This is a genomic window from Pseudomonas sp. SIMBA_068, from assembly GCF_046534705.1.
In the GTDB taxonomy this organism is placed as follows: Bacteria; Pseudomonadota; Gammaproteobacteria; order Pseudomonadales; family Pseudomonadaceae; genus Aquipseudomonas; species Aquipseudomonas putida.
In genome coordinates this window covers 1-237 of the sequence record NZ_JAWRYI010001608.1, presented here as the reverse complement: position 1 = coordinate 237, position 237 = coordinate 1, and the positions used below count along the sequence as shown (strand labels likewise).

At 62.0% G+C, this 237-nt stretch carries 1 protein-coding gene; it reads right to left on the bottom strand.

Features of this window, described 5'->3' with window-relative positions:
* The coding region (locus SB756_RS35150) for an ATP-binding cassette domain-containing protein (protein ID WP_410913891.1) at positions 1-237 on the bottom strand (237 nt) is incomplete at both ends.

Genomic DNA, 237 nt, shown 5'->3' with positions numbered 1-237 from the left:
ATCGTGATCGGATCCTGACCGACGAAAGGCTCATCAAACATGATCAGTTCCGGCTCCAGCGCAATAGCACGCGCCAGTGCCACACGACGCGCCATTCCGCCCGACAGCTCCGCGGGCTTCAGCTGGGCCGCGCCACGCAGACCCACCGCTTCCAGCTTCATCAGCACAGTGCTGTGCAGCAGCGGAGGAGGCAGACGGGTATGTTCACGCAGCGGCCAGGCAACATTTTCATAGACC